Source organism: Flavobacterium antarcticum DSM 19726, from assembly GCF_000419685.1.
Lineage (GTDB): Bacteria > Bacteroidota > Bacteroidia > Flavobacteriales > Flavobacteriaceae > Flavobacterium > Flavobacterium antarcticum.
Genome location: NZ_ATTM01000004.1, coordinates 131,848 through 146,757, shown reverse-complemented (window position 1 = coordinate 146,757; position 14,910 = coordinate 131,848). Strand labels below are relative to the sequence as shown.

The 14,910-nt window shown below is 34.6% G+C and carries 9 protein-coding genes; 4 read left to right on the top strand and 5 right to left on the bottom strand.

The features are described from left to right. Entirely contained in the window at positions 1–2,169 is a 2,169-nt protein-coding gene (locus YWA_RS0107990; RefSeq protein WP_022827988.1) for an endonuclease MutS2, read from the bottom strand. Positions 2,170–2,471: 302 nt separating this feature from the next. Here YWA_RS0107990 and YWA_RS0107985 point away from each other — a divergent pair, with 302 nt between their 5' ends. Then, positions 2,472–4,448, top strand: coding sequence for an alpha-ketoacid dehydrogenase subunit alpha/beta (locus tag YWA_RS0107985; RefSeq protein ID WP_022827987.1), 1,977 nt, complete (start codon positions 2,472–2,474; stop codon positions 4,446–4,448). 113 nt (positions 4,449–4,561) lie between these two features. Here YWA_RS0107985 and YWA_RS0107980 read toward each other — a convergent pair whose 3' ends face one another. From YWA_RS0107980 to YWA_RS0107965, 4 genes are all read right to left on the bottom strand, one after another. Beyond that, on the bottom strand, positions 4,562–5,083 hold the full coding sequence (locus tag YWA_RS0107980) for a DUF7935 family protein (protein ID WP_022827986.1): 522 nt from the start codon (positions 5,081–5,083) through the stop codon (positions 4,562–4,564). A gap of 210 nt (positions 5,084–5,293) precedes the next feature. Then, on the bottom strand, positions 5,294–6,430 hold the full coding sequence (locus tag YWA_RS0107975) for an efflux RND transporter periplasmic adaptor subunit (RefSeq protein WP_022827985.1): 1,137 nt from the start codon (positions 6,428–6,430) through the stop codon (positions 5,294–5,296). Positions 6,431–6,433: 3 nt separating this feature from the next. Beyond that, complete coding sequence (locus YWA_RS0107970; RefSeq protein ID WP_022827984.1) at positions 6,434–10,786, bottom strand: CusA/CzcA family heavy metal efflux RND transporter; 4,353 nt, start codon at positions 10,784–10,786, stop codon at positions 6,434–6,436. Positions 10,787–10,863: 77 nt separating this feature from the next. Further along, positions 10,864–11,250 (bottom strand): hypothetical protein, encoded by a 387-nt coding sequence (locus tag YWA_RS0107965; RefSeq protein WP_022827983.1) that lies wholly within the window; start codon positions 11,248–11,250, stop codon positions 10,864–10,866. A 205-nt stretch (positions 11,251–11,455) separates the two neighbouring features. Here YWA_RS0107965 and YWA_RS0107960 point away from each other — a divergent pair, with 205 nt between their 5' ends. From YWA_RS0107960 to YWA_RS0107945, 3 genes are all read left to right on the top strand, one after another. Continuing rightward, complete coding sequence (locus YWA_RS0107960) at positions 11,456–11,893, top strand: hypothetical protein (protein WP_022827982.1); 438 nt, start codon at positions 11,456–11,458, stop codon at positions 11,891–11,893. Between the two features lie 307 nt (positions 11,894–12,200). Next, a complete protein-coding gene (locus YWA_RS0107950) occupies positions 12,201–14,174 on the top strand; it encodes a tetratricopeptide repeat-containing sensor histidine kinase (RefSeq protein WP_022827980.1) in 1,974 nt (657 codons plus the stop codon). 11 nt (positions 14,175–14,185) lie between these two features. Next, positions 14,186–14,812, top strand: a complete 627-nt coding sequence (locus YWA_RS0107945; protein WP_022827979.1) for a LuxR C-terminal-related transcriptional regulator — start codon at positions 14,186–14,188, stop codon at positions 14,810–14,812. The last annotated feature ends 98 nt before the right edge of the window (positions 14,813–14,910 follow it).

Genomic DNA, 14,910 nt, shown 5'->3' with positions numbered 1-14,910 from the left:
TTATTTTTTGGCTTCTACAAATTCTAACAATTCTAACGCTACGTTCGACGTAAAAATCCCATAATTAACTACGGCTTTTTTACGTTCAATTTTATCAATAGTTCCAATGGATTTTCCGTCAAACATTCGGACACGGTCGCCAACCTTTAGAGTTACTTTAGGTTTTTCAGGAACTAATGCCGCTTTAATTTTTTTTTCCTTTTTCTCTTGACGAATCTCTTCTACTTGAACAGCAACTTCTTGCACTACTTCTTTTTTCTTCTGTTCAATGACTTTAATTTCTTTGGCTGTGGTTTTAATTCTTTTTGAATTTTCTATTTCTACCATTTTCATCAATTCGCCAACCAACTCTTTTTTATTCTTATTGTTGAAATATTTGTTTGCTAAATCATTGACTTTTTGACCTAAATAAATCGACTTTTGATTACTATCGTACAATTCTTGGTAGCTTTCCAATTTCTGTTTTACTTTGGCGTTCGTCGATTCTAATTTCTTGCTTTCCTCGCGTGCTTTTATTTCCTCTTCTTTTAAACTGGTAGAAGTTTTTTCCAGTTTGGATCGCTCTTTTTGCAAAGTAGCAATGGTTTTATCAAAGCGTACTTTCCCAACTTCAATCTTTTTCTTTGCACGATTGATGAGTCCGAAAGGGATTCCATTTTTCTGTGCCACTTCAAACGTGAAGGAACTTCCGGCTTGACCTAATACCAATTTATATAAAGGTTCTAACGTTTTTTCGTCAAAAAGCATGTTGGCATTCTGAGCAAAAGGCAGTTCATTTGCTAATATTTTCAGATTTGAATAATGCGTTGTAATAATTCCAAATGCTTCTCGATGGTAAAATTCTTCTAGAAATATTTCTGCTAAAGCACCACCTAATTCAGGATCTGATCCTGTCCCAAATTCGTCAATCAGAAAAAGCGTGTTTTTATTGCACTTTTTCAAAAAGTAATTCATGTTTTTCAGTCGATAACTGTAAGTACTTAAATGATTTTCAATAGATTGATTGTCGCCAATATCAGTCAAAATTCGTTCAAACAAAAAGGTTTCACTTCGTTCGTGAACGGGAATTAGCATTCCACTTTGCAACATCAATTGCAGCAAGCCAACGGTTTTCAACGATATGGTTTTCCCTCCCGCATTTGGACCTGAAATAACAATAATTCTGCTTTCTTGTGTGAATTCAAAAGTTTGCGGAAGCGTTATTTCATTTTTCTGTTTATTGGTTAGGTATAAAATAGGATGGAAGGCATCTCTAAAATAAACCCTTCGGTTATTTGTAATTTGTGGCAAAATTCCATTGATTCTATTGGCATATTTGGCTTTTGCCGAAATCACATCTATTGTACTCAAAAATTCCTGGTATTGAATGAGCAAAGGCAGAAACGGACGAATATTTTCAGTTAAATACCGCAGAATTCGTTTAATTTCCTCTTTCTCTTCGTACTCTAAATTACTCAATTCGCGCGAGTAATGTAAAGTCGCTTCTGGTTCGATATAAGCGATGCTTCCCGTTTTTGAACTTCCTAAAATGGAACCTTTCACTTTTCGTCTGTACATGGAAAGAACTGCAAGAACCCTACGATTTTCGACAAAACTTTCTTTAATATCATCTAAATAGCCTAAGCCATTATATTGCGATAATGCCGCACCAAAACTTTGATTTACTTTTCCGCGAACTACATTTATTTGTTTTCGAATATCTAATAATTCCGCTGAAGCATTATTTTTTACTTCACCGTGCTTGTCTACGATTTCCTCAATAAACTTTACAATGTCTTTTGTGTACGCCACTTCAAATGACATTTTGTATAAATGAGGATAATAGTCTTCGAATTTTTTAAAAAATAAGAGTAAAACATTTGAAGTTTCAGAAAGCGCCGAAATTTTTCGAAAGCTTCCCACTTCTAATGAACTATTTTGAATTCCTAAAAATTTAATCTCGTGGTGAATGTTGTCAAAACCATGATTTGGAATTACGTTATTATTCGTGTACGAAGCCACATATTCGGACGTTTGCAACAAGGCATTCATCAGCAGTTCTTTCTCTTTGAAAGGCAGTATTTGTAAGGCTTTTTCTTTGCCAATTTCAGTTACACAATGCGAAGCGATCGTTTCTAAAATGGTAGGAAATTGTAAATCATCAAGGGTTTTTTCGGTAATCGAAATCATGTTTTGTAGCGAATTTTCAAGTCTTCAAAGTTACAAAGATTAGGCCGAAAGTCAGTAGATTATTTTCAACAGCATTCTTTTTTATTAAAAGTAATTAGCGGGACAATATCGCGCTGTAATGCAGCGGATTTAATTGAAATAAATTTCTATTAATGATCTAAAATAATTTTTTTAAAAATGGTATAAGATTTTATTTAAACAATGTTGTGTTGCGAAAAATTCGCTAACATTTCAGACTTATACTGTTATTTTTTGCTATTTTTGGGACGTTAAAAAAACAACCCAACATAAGCTAGATTATTATGATTTTCGATAAAAAAGAGTTGAGCAACGATCAGTTAATTGATTTATATAAACGCATTTTAAAGCCTCGATTAATTGAGGAGAAAATGCTGATTTTAATCCGTCAAGGAAAAGTTTCTAAATGGTTCTCAGGAATCGGACAAGAAGCCATTGCTTGTGGAGTGACTGCAGTTTTGGATACAGATGAATACATCTTACCAATGCACCGGAATTTAGGTGTTTTTACAGGAAGAAATATTCCTTTGCACCGTTTATTTTCGCAATGGCAAGGAAAAGGAGAAGGTTTTACAAAAGGACGCGATCGCTCGTTTCACTTTGGAACACAAGAATATAAAATTATCGGAATGATTTCGCATTTAGGACCTCAAATGGGAGTGGCCGACGGAATTGCTTTGGCAAACAAATTAAAGAAAAACGGTAAAATTACAGCGGTTTTCACGGGTGAAGGAGCAACAAGCGAAGGCGATTTCCACGAAGCATTAAATATTGCTTCGGTGTGGGAATTACCAGTAATGTTTGTAATTGAAAACAACGGTTACGGACTTTCTACACCTACAAACGAACAATACCGTTGCGAAAACTTAGCCGATCGAGGAGTTGGTTACGGAATGGAATCGCATATTATCGATGGAAATAACATCTTAGAAGTTTTCAATAAATTGTCTGAATTGAAGAAGTCGATGATTGAAACGCCAAGACCTGTTTTATTGGAATTTAAAACCTTCAGAATGCGTGGTCACGAAGAGGCGAGTGGTACGAAATATGTTCCGCAAGAATTGATGGACATGTGGGCGATTAAAGATCCAGTTGAAAATTACCGTGCCTTTTTGAAAGATGAAAAAGTGCTTTCGGAAGAATTAGACGAAGAACTTCACGCTGAAATCAAATTGGAAATTGACCAAAATTGGGCTATGGTTCAAACCGAAGCGGATATCGAAGCGACATTTGATGGTGAAATGAACGACGTTTACAAACCGTACGATTTTGAAGAATTTAAACCTTCGGAAGAAGTAGAAAACATTCGTTTTATTGATGCGATTTCAAATAGTTTAAGAGAATCAATGGTGAAATACGACAATCTTGTCATCATGGGTCAAGACGTTGCCGAATATGGTGGAGCGTTTAAAATCACGGATGGTTTTGTGGCACAATTTGGTAAAGAAAGAGTAAAAAATACGCCAATTTGCGAAAGTGCGGTGGTTTCTGCAGGAATGGGACTTTCGATTAACGGACATAAAGCAATTGTTGAAATGCAGTTTGCTGATTTCGTGTCAACAGGTTTCAATCCAATCGTAAATTTATTGGCAAAATCGCATTACCGTTGGTTAGAAAATGCCGACGTTGTAGTAAGAATGCCTTGTGGTGGAGGAACTCAAGCAGGACCATTTCACTCACAAACCAATGAAGCTTGGTTTACAAAAACACCAGGTTTGAAAGTAGTTTATCCGGCTTTTCCTATTGATGCGAAAGGTTTGTTGAATACCGCAATTAACGACCCAAATCCGGTTATGTTTTTTGAACACAAACAATTGTATCGAAGCATTCACCAAGATGTTCCTAAAAATTATTATACGATTCCTTTTGGGAAAGCCGCTTTGTTGAAAGAAGGTACAGACGTAACAATTATTGCTTTTGGAGCAGCAGTACATTGGGCTTTGGATACGTTGAAAAATAATCCTGAAATCAGTGCTGATTTGCTAGATTTGAGAACATTACAACCTTTAGATACTGATGCAATTTACGCTTCAGTAAAGAAAACTGGTAAAGCGATTATTCTACAAGAAGATACCATGTTCGGTGGAGTTGCTAGTGATATTTCTGCAATGATTATGGAGCATTGTTTTGAATATTTAGACGGACCTGTAAAAAGAGTTGCCAGTTTAGATTCCCCGATTCCTTTTACGAAAGCATTGGAAGATCAATATTTAAGTAAAGGTCGTTTTGAAGAAGCTTTGAAAGAATTAATAGCTTACTAAAAAAAAATATAGAAGTGAAAAGGGAAACAAAACGTAAAGTTCTGTTTCCCTTTTTTTAATTTTAAATAACTGAATAAGGCATCATTACCTTATTCAGTTATGATTTTTAAGTATTACCACATATCACTCACTTCTGCTTTGATAAAAGCTAAAGCTGCATTACTTGGTGTGTCTCGGTCAAATAATTCTTTCAAAATTAATTCCCGTAATTCATTTGCTGAAGTAATTTCAGAAGAAGCTGCTGCTTTCCGAATCATCTGGTTTGTTGCGTTTTTTGCCGTTACTACATAACCCCAACAACTGCTTGAAACATAAATTTGCTGTGTTAAGTTGTGTTCAAATTCTTGATCAATTGAAGCAATTAAGTAATCTGCGTAATCATTTTTGTCTTCTGAAATTGGAGCTACACGAATCAGTAATTTGGTAGGATTAATCCGTTCCAAAAATAGTGAAAGACGTTCGTAAGCTTGCAATCTTAGCGGCAAAGCTTGCTTTTGTGTTTCTTTTTGGTTCAACCATCTTCGGGTATGTTGTTGGTCTTTAAAATACGAATTAAATAAAAAATAAGCCACGCCGCCTGTAATGACAGAGGGCAAAGTATAACTCAATAATTCGATGATTTTAGTAGTTTCCATAGGGTTTTTTAAAGTTGAATTTTTTATGTGCTTTCAAAAATAATAGGTTTTTTGGGAAGCAGAGCAAAAATATAGAATTAATTGTGATTATCTGAAATGAAAAGTATTTCGGAGATGAAATAAGTACTTCTAAATCTTTACAGCAATTTCAAAACAAAAAAAATGCGAAAGTAAATTCTTCCGCATTTTTTAGTCTCAATCTCAAAAACCTTACTCTTCTTCTTTGTTCTTCAATTGCATTAGCAAAGTATAAGCTCCTTTAATCACGATTTCTTTTCCTTTTAAATCTTCTGCATTCGTTAACGCGATAAAATCGTTTTCGGCAATTCCTAAAATCACTTCTGTCAGTTCAAATTGTTGATTGCTTTTCTTTACAAATACATAATTTTTGTCTTCATAAGAAACGACAGCTTCTATTTGAATTGAAAGTTGCGCTTCATTTTTAAGTTCAATTTCTGCATTCATGTACATTCCCGGCAACAACTTTTTATCGTATTTGTCAAAATGACAATGTACTTCCGCACTGTGTTCGTTATCCGAAATATCTTTGCTAATCAATAATATTTTAGCTTCGTGTCTTTCTGTAGGATTGCTATTTGTGTAAGCGTAAACTCTTTGGCCCACGAATAAACTATTGATGTCCTTTTCAAACACTTTTAAATTCAAATGGATATCAGTTGGATTAATCAATTCAAAAAGTACGTCTGTGGGACTCACATATTTCCCGATATTCACATTTACTTTTGAAACATACCCGTCAATAGGAGTATAGATGTTGATACTTTTTGAAATGCTATTTTCAGTAAGTGCATTGGGATTCACGTTTATTAAGCGAAGTCTTTCACTCAAAGCATTTTTATTAATTTTCAAATTTTTGTATTCCGCTTCAGCTTGTTGGAACACTTTGTCACTACTGGCTTGACTTTCATTCAAATCTTTCTGTCTTTGATATTCTTTCTGTGCATAATTTAGTTTTGCGACAGTACTCAAATACTCTTGTTGTAGCTGAATGTATTGTTGGTCTTCCATCGTCGCAATAACAGAATTCTTTTTCACAAACATTCCAGGAAGTAAAGAAGTGCTTTTTAAATAACCGCCCATTTGCATGCTAATAGAAACTAAATTTTGTGGCGGAACATCGATTTTTCCATTCACTTTTAAAGTTGCAGATAACGTTCTGCTTTCAGGCTGAGCTACTTCTAATGCTACGTTTTTGAGTTGTTCATTTGTAAGTGTTACTACTTTTTCCATCACCGTTGTCGTTGTGACTTCAGTTTCTTTTGTTTTTGAAGAACAGCCCATTCCTATTGAAAGTAGCAGTCCGTATATAATTATTTTAGTTCTCATGATTTAAAGTTTTGTAGTTAGATAAAGCAACTCAATAACGCTTTCGTTATAATAGTAAACACTATCGATATAATTGTTTTTTGCGGTAATCACTTGGTTGGTCAACATTACCCAATCTAAATAATTGATGTCGCCTGAATAGAATTGTTGATTAGCCGTTTTTTCTATTAACAACGCATTTGGCAAACCATCCGTTTCAAAATAAGTAACTTGAGTTTTAGCTTGAGTCACATTTTGTTCTGCTACTTTGAGTTGCTGTTGCAAAGATTTTTCAGTTTTTGAAAACGTTTCTTTTAATACTTCTTGTTGAATTTTTCCTGCTTTTATTCGTGCGTTTTGCGAACCTCCAAAAAGCGGAATTTCAATTCCCAATTGAGCCGAATGAAATCGCGTACTCGAGTCATACAAAACGTTATCGCCGCCAGTTCCGATGATGGAAGTGTTGTAATACCCAACAGAAAGCATCGGTAATTTTCTTGCTTTTTCCAATTGAGTTTGTGCCAAAGCATTATTTTGTTGAGATTCAATAATAGTCAATTGCGGATGATTTTTTTGAATCGAAAATGCCTCAATTGTACTTAAAGGAACTTGAATAGTACTTGCCGTTGGTTCCAGAATTTTCTCTGTATTCAGCAACAACTGAAAGCTACTTTGCAACATTAATTTCTCTTGCCGAAGCTGAATCAATTGCTGTTGCAACTGACCTACTTGTAAAGTTGCTGTTGCTTTTTCTAACAAATTGCTTTCTCCTTTTTTCAATCGAAGCGTGGCTTTCTTCAAAAATTCAGAAAGTAAACTATCGCTTTTTTGTAGTAATTGTTCTTTTTCTTGAATAGTTAATAAAGCATAAAACGTATGTGCGAGTTCTTTTTTAAGCGTCAGTTCTTGCAAAGACGCTACTGCTTCCGCCGATTTCCATTCACTTGTCAGCACTTTTTTCTGCCGACTATAAACAGTTGGCAATTCAAAAGATTGCGAAATTCCAAAACGTGTATCCTTATAACTGCTGTTGAATTGTCCGTATTCTGTGGCCAAAACTGTTTTAGGTAAATTAGCATTTGAAGCAATCAATTTTTTGTGATATTGCGTTTTCAAACGTTCAATCTTACCAGTTTGGTTGGAATCCACAGCGATTTTCATTGCTTGTTGAATAGTAACTTTTTCTTGTGCAACCATAGTAAAACTACTTCCAATTAGCAGTAATAAAAGTAAAGTTGTGATTGGTGTTTTTTTAGTCATTTTAAATCCTTTTTCAAAAACGATGTATAAAATAGGTAAGACAAATAAGGTTAAAAAAGTGGCAATCATAAGTCCGCCAATTACTACGGTTGCCAATGGTCGTTGCACTTCCGCACCAGCGCCATTACTCAAAGCCATTGGTAGAAATCCTAATGAAGCTACAAATGCAGTCATAAAAACAGGACGTAACCTTACTTTAGTTCCCATCAAAACGATGCGTCTCAAATCAGTCATGCTTTCTTCTTTTCGGAGTCGGTTGAATTCAGAAATCAGTACAATTCCATTTAAAACGGCAACGCCAAATAATGCGATAAATCCAATTCCAGCACTAATGCTAAATGGCATTCCACGAAGTGCCAAGAAAAATATTCCTCCAATTGCCGAAAGCGGAATCGCGGTATAAATCAACAGTCCCTGTTTAACAGATTTAAAAGCAAAGAACAGCAGCACGAAAATTAGTATTAATGAAATGGGAACGGCTATCATCAAACGCGCTTTTGCTTTGTTCAAATTCTCAAAAGCTCCGCCATACGTCACATAATAACCGGTTTGTAAATTTACTTTTTCAGCTATTTTGGTTTTTAATTCTTCAACAATGCTTTCAACATCGCGACCGTTTACGTTAAATCCAACAACGATTCGGCGTTTAGCATCTTCGCGTTGAATTTGATTTGGTCCCGATTCTAAACTTACTTTTGCCACTTGCGATAACGGAATCTGGATGCCTTCCGCAGTTGGAATTAACAAGTTTTCAACGTCATTTATGGAAGCTCTTTTGGCTTCATCCAAACGAACAACAAGTTCAAAACGTTTTTCACCTTCAAAAACTTGGCCCGTACTTTGTCCCGCAAAAGCCGTATTAATTACTCGGTTAATATCTGCTATATTCAAACCATATTGCGCAATCATCGGTCGATTGTATTTAATAATGATTTGTGGCATTCCAGAAACGGGTTCGATATATAGGTTTTCTGTACCTTCAACAGTCGGAACAATTTTGCCCAATTTTGCAGCATAAAGTGCAAGTGTATCTAGGTTTTCACCAAAGATTTTTACAACTACATCTTGTCGGGCACCTGTCATTAATTCGTTAAATCGCATTTGCACGGGATATTGAAAGCCAGCGGTAATACCAGGAACTTCTTCCAACGCTTTACCCATTTTAGCCGCTAATTCGTCAAAGGTTTTTGCAGAAGTCCATTCTTTTTTATCCTTTAAAATAACCATCATATCACTCGCTTCCATCGGCATTGGGTCTGTTGGCACTTCACCGCTTCCTATTTTGGTTACCACTTTTTCGACTTCTGGAAAACGGGATTTCAGAATATGAGCTGCTTTGGTTGTACTTTCAATTGTAGTATTCAAATTACTTCCGGTCAAAACTCTAGTGTCAACGGCAAAATCGCCTTCTTCTAAAGCCGGAATAAATTCGCCTCCGAGCGTTGTCATAATAAACGCTGCTAAAACAAACATCGCGATCACAGTTCCAATAATTACTTTTGGAATGTTTAGTGCTTTTTCTAAAAGGTGTTGGTATTTTCTTTCAATCGTCGCCATCATTCTATCAGAAAGATTGGGTTTATGATTGGTTTTTTTACTCAAAAACAAAGCACTCATCATTGGGATATAAGTCAGCGAGAGAATAAACGCGCCTAGCAATGCAAACGCAACAGTTTGTGCCATTGGTTTAAACATCTTGCCTTCAATTCCTTCTAATGTGAAAATGGGTAGATAAACAATCAAGATAATAATTTGACCAAAAACCGCAGAATTCATCATTTTACTTGCCGAAGTTTTTACCTCTTCGTCCATTGTAGCTTGAGATAATGAAGCTTGTGCCTTCCATTTCTTTCCATGCGTCAATCCATGCATCACGGCTTCGACAATTATGACGGCGCCATCTACAATTAGTCCAAAATCTAATGCACCTAAACTCATTAAGTTTCCGCTTACGCCAAAAATATTCATCAGAATGATAGCAAATAACATAGCTAGCGGAATCACCGATGCGACTAAAAATCCTGCGCGAAAATTTCCCAGAAAGAAAACCAACACAAAAACTACAATTAATGCACCTTCCATTAAATTGGTTTCAACCGTTCCGATGGCGTGATTTACCATTTTGGATCGGTCTAAAAACGGTTCTAAAATAACACCTTCGGGTAATGTTTTCTGAATTTGCGCAACGCGTTCTTTTACATTATCGATTACTTCGTTGCTGTTTGCTCCTTTTAACATCATGACTACAGCACCGGCAACTTCGCCTTCGTCGTTGTACGTCATTGCTCCGTATCGAGTGGCACTTCCAATTTTGACTTGTGCCAAATCTCTTAAAAAAAGCGATTTGTTGTTCTTGGTAGGAATTGCAATATTTTCAATATCTTCAATGCTTCCGATGAGTCCTTCACTTCGAATAAATAATGCAGTAGCTTCTTTTTCGATATAAGCGCCACCGGTATTTTGATTGTTTTTTTCCAATGCGGTAAAAACATCTTGCATCGTGAGTTGGTAGGAGTGGAGTTTATTTGCATCAATGGCAATCTCGTATTGCTTTAATTTTCCCCCAAAACTGCTGACTTCCGCAACACCTTTTACGCCTAGAAGTTGGCGTCTTACAATCCAATCTTGAATAGTTCGCAAGTCAGTGGCATCGTATTTTTTTTCGTAGCCGGGTTTTGTTCGCACTACATATTGGTAAATTTCACCCAATCCTGTAGAAACGGGTCCAAGTTCGGGAACACCAATATCTGCAGGAATTGTTCCTTGCAATTGTTGCAAGCGTTCTGCTACTTGCTGACGGGCCCAATAAATATCAGTATCGTCATCAAAAACAATAGTTACAAGTGACAATCCGAAGCGGGAAAAACTTCTAATTGCTTTCATTCCCGAAATATTGCTGTTCGCTTGTTCAACAGGAAATGTAACTAATCGTTCAATGTCTGTAGCACCAAAAGAAGGAGCGATAGTGATGACTTGTACTTGATTGTCTGTAATATCCGGAACGGCATCAATAGGTAATTTTGTGGCTTCATACATACCAAAGCCAATTAAAGCAAAGGTAAATAAGCCAATTATGAGTTTATTCTTGATAGAAAACTCAATGATTTTATTTAACATGATTATAGGTTGTTAGTCGTTATTGTAAAATACTAAACGTCTGTTTCACAAGGAATGTGAAGCGATTAAAGTAAATACTAGACTATCTGTGGCGGTTGCCAAATGGAGCTGTAGTTTCCAGAAGAAAATGGAAATTGATAAAAATTTATAGGCGATTTCAATTCTTCAAAATCTACTATTTTGAGAATTTCAACAGATGCAATTGTAGGTAAAACGGTGAAAGTTATCGCGTGTGCAAAATCAATGCTTTTATACGGAAGTCGCATATCTTGATCTCTGTCATCGTCGTCAACATCTCCGTGAGTGTAGTGTTGGCAAACAAATTCCCAAAACGTAATATCTTCTTTTTCCTGCTGGTGTTCTTTGTAATGTTGTGCCAATAGAGGAAACTTCAACAGTTCACTAAATTCTGCTGAAGAAAAGAGGTAAAGCGATAATAAAGCTAGGGCTATAAATTGACGCATCTCATTTTGATATATTCAAAGGTAAGTAAGAATAGATTTATATAATGTGATAAATGTCACATAAGTATTTGTTTATATTTATTCTATGTAAAATAAATATGAGCATTATAAAACCGTTCATTACTAATAAGATCCCCAAGTTTCTGAAGCTACTTTTTTATTTTTTTTGTAAATTTAAAAACCGATTGTGCAAATAAAGATTAAGATGAATCTAGAGATTATTATTAATAAGATCAACGCTTTGATTGAAAGTAATGATGAAAAAGTAAAGTGGTTTATAAATATATTTGATTCTAAAAATCAAACTTTTAGTAGCGATTTAGAATCAAATATTAAATTCCTTTTCACACATGAAACATTCCAAAAAATAGAAAAAGTTTTAGCACTTACTTTTGAAAATGAAAACCACGAAAATTCTAACGTCTGCTTTGCAAATAATAAAGATTTACGGGCAGAATTTAAAGATCGTTTTTCAGCCGAAGATGTTTATAATTGTTTACTTGCTATTCGTAATTTGAAAAATGAAAATGCATCTATTAAGGTGATCGAAATTCAGAAGTTGGTAAAAAGAAATAACAAAGCAGAACTCCAAAAAACATTTTGGCATTTGGTTGAAAGCGGAACTACTTTGAAAACAAAGTAATTTCAAAAAGAAACTGCAGAATTATAACTTATTGCAAATAGGTAAGTAAAATTTTTTTTACAATGAAAAATCCCTATAAGTAGGTATTTGATTCTTTTCTTAATATCCATTAATTTGTTTCAACGACCGTGAAATTTATAAAATTTTCAATTAAAATTTTCAAAACCATTATTCATTATTCTAGTTTTTTTGTGATTTATTTAATAAATGAAGCATGAAATTACTATTTTTGGTAAACACATAATTTTTTTTTATTATTTTTCTGTATTTATTCGTTGCACTGTAACAACTTCTAAGCAAATTACCCATGAATAAATTTTACATTATACTGTGCATTTTAATTTTTAAAAGTGCTATAAGTCAAGATATTGCATTACAAAAGCAACTCAATGCTGCACCTCACGATTCTATTCGGTGTAGAATTTTGAGCGATGAAATTAATAAAACGCAAAGTTTCGATGAAAAGTTAGCATTAAATAAGCAACTGCAGCTAGTTGTTGACAAAGCGTTGAAATCGGACCGGTACTCACAAAAAGAAAAGCAGCTATTTTTAGAAAATAAAGTAACCTATTTAGGTAATTATGGATATGTGTATCAAAATGCGAAGTTTAGAGACATTAACCGTGCTCTGAAATATTATGAAGCAAGTATAAAAATAAGCAAATCCATTGGAGATGAAGAAGGAATAGGACGCGCTTTTACGAATACGGGTTTTGCTTACGAGGATTTAGGAAACTTACCTTTAGCCATTGATTACTATCAGAAAGCATTAAAAATATATAGAAAATTAAATAATGTTAATTCAACTACCATTGTTTTAAACAATATGGCCTACGTGTATCAATCGCAACGCCATTATGATAAAGCTATTAAATATTTTGAAGAATGTTTAGAATTACAATACGGCCGCGAAGAACAAAATGAACGACTAGTAGCGCTACTTTTAAATAATGTAGGATTATGTTACAACAGTAAAGGAGATTTGGACCTGGCGCTTTCATATTATAATAAGTCGTACGCTATCTTGAAAAAATTAAATAATGAAAGTGGTATTGGTTTACTTCTCAATAATATTGGCGAAAATTATATGCAGCGTTTTAGTAAACACGAGTACAAAAATTCGGCAGAAGCCAAAGAACTTCTTGCAAAAACAAATGATTATTTTAAACAAAGTTTGCAAATTTGGGACAAACAGGAAGATTGGGTGAGTAAATCAATTACGCTCAAAAATATGGGAATGACTGCCTTGTATCAAAATAATGAAGAGGAAGCCATTCGCTTGGGAAGTGAAAGTATCGCTTTGGCCAACAAAGCGGGACTTCCTAAAGCCATCCGTTCAGGTTCAGAATTATTATACAAAGCTTACAAAAATAAAGGCGATTATAAAAATGCCTTTTTGATGCTAGAACAGTATACTAAATTGAATGATTCGCTCGTCAATGAAAACAATAAAAAAGAAATTCTTGAGAAAGGTTTTGATTATGAATACGACAAGAAGGAAGTTTTATTAAAGGCAAAAATAAAGGCCGAACGGCAAAAAACAAATTTTATTTATTGCTTCATCATTGCTGTTTTATTTTTGTTAGCAGTCGTAGCTTTGATTTATTTTTATTTTTACAAAAAGAAGCAAAAAAACGATAAAAAACTGCGTGAAGCCGAACTATCGCTTGAAATTGCAGAATCGGAACGTCGAAGAATTTCTGCTGATTTACATGATGATCTGGGTGTTGGAATTTCAACAATTACTCTTTTGAGCAATCGTATTCATAAGCAGAATTCACTTGATGACATGAAGTTGGATGCACAAAACATCACTAAAAACGCAAAGAAGATTAGCAACAAATTGACTGAAGTTATTTGGGAATTAAATGCCGAACACAATAATTTAGAGCACCTACTTCTCTTTATCCAAAAGCAAGGAAATAGTATTTTTAAAGAATCAAACATATCGTTTTCAATGATTATCCCACTTGAGATTCCAAATATATTTATCTCAAGTTACCATAGAAAACAAATTTATCTCGCTGTAAAAGAATGTTTTAACAACTCGTATAAACACGCTCAAGCATCAAAAGTAGTTTGCAAAGTAACGTTAAATGGAACGTTGCTTTTTGAAATTTCCGACGACGGCATTGGTTTTGACGTTCCAGATAAATTAAAATTGGCAAGTGGAGAAGGACTAAAAAATGTACAATACCGACTGAGTAATTTATCAGGAACTGTTGCGATAAAATCGAGCGATACAGGAACTAACATCGTAATTGCTGTTCCATTGCCTTAAATAAAAACGCCATGAAGAATATTGTAATATTAGAAGACGACAAATCATTTCGGGAATTAATTATGTCGGAATTTGACAAATGCAACGACATGCAATGTGTTGCTTCTTACGATAAAATTAAAGATTTGATTAGCGATTTAGGAACGTTAGAATCCGACTTTTTCTGGCTTGACATAAGTTTGCCTGATGGCAAAAGTACGGATTTCATTGCCGAAATAAAGCAGATGCATCCCAACGCTTTAGTGATGCTTTGTACGATGCACGACGACGACGAAAATATATTTGAGGCATTAAAAGAAGGTGCTGATGGTTATATTTTGAAAAATACGGCATTGGACAAAATGACCGATGCAGTGTACGATTTATTTAAAGGAGGTTCTCCAATGAGTCCATTTATTGCGCGAAAAGTGTTGCATTCTTTTAGACCTGCAGAAAACAGTTCAGGTGATTTGAAAAACTTAACGGCGAGGGAAAAAGAAATTTTATCACTCTTAGCACAAGGTTATTTATATAAAGAAGTTGCCGACGATTGCACAATTTCACTCGAGACTGTAAAGAAACATGTGCAAAATATTTATAAGAAGTTACACGTGCAAAACAGAACCGAAGCTATTATAAAATTTTTGAAAGAAAAATAAGATTTACAGATCGAAGCCTTTCATTTTCTACCAAATTTATTACGAGTAAATTAAGGCAATGCATATTGGCAATGTCACCCTATAAGCGTATTTTTGTG